We start from the raw sequence: 855 nt of genomic DNA, 5'->3' as shown, positions 1-855 counted from the left end.
ATTTTAAATATCTTTGTAGGATCAAAATTTTTATTTTTTTCTACTGTTTCTGAACTTGAACTACTATGTCCTGAACCTGAACTTGAACTTCCATGACTTGAACTACTGCCTGAACTACTATGTCCTGAACTTGAACCTCCATGACTTATTGATGAATTACTCTTATTAGAAAATACAAAATATGAGGTACTACGTTCACTTTCTATAACATCTTGGCTTAATAGTACAATTCCATCATTTTTTACTGTATCAATTAACCCACTATCATATATATAGTTCTCATTCCAACGATGAGGATCATAAACTTTAAAAAACACTCTTCCATTTATTACTTGCCATCCTGATAATACAATGTAGTGACCTCCTCTAGTTACATGTCCACTTTGCATACAAACTATTGCTAAATGTTTACCATCAGATAATAAATTTTTAATTCTACTAACACTACCTGTAGATTCATAGTTTAAATTATATTTTGGATTAGATGAATCATGTGAGGCTATACTAAATAAATTAGGATATGTTCCTGAATTATATGATCTACATCCTTTAGCTAATGCATATCTACACATTTCAGTTGGAGGTACATCAATATCATTTAATGTTGATACAACTATTGAAAATGCTGTTGGCCCACATGCTGATTTTGCTATTGTTTGATCAGGTGCCCCATGAGTACTATATATTATTCCTCCATATCTTGGATCATCTTGCGCATAATATCTTATATATCCATCTTTAAATGAACTCCCATAAAGATTTCCATCTGATCCAACTGATGAAGAACCACCTAATGTTACAAAGTCTCCCCTTACATATCCTGTTGTTCCATTATAGCTTATTTTGTACCAACCA

General features: G+C 31.7%; 1 protein-coding gene. It reads right to left on the bottom strand.

Going from position 1 to position 855, the window contains the following annotated elements; genetic code table 11:
* Positions 1-855 (bottom strand): C39 family peptidase (locus tag RSF37_RS12365; RefSeq protein WP_332564712.1); only part of this gene is annotated, 855 nt, incomplete at both ends.

Source organism: Clostridium sp. (genome assembly GCF_036643715.1).
Taxonomy (GTDB): Bacteria; Bacillota; Clostridia; order Clostridiales; family Clostridiaceae; genus Clostridium.
This window is presented reverse-complemented; position numbering and strand designations above follow the sequence as displayed.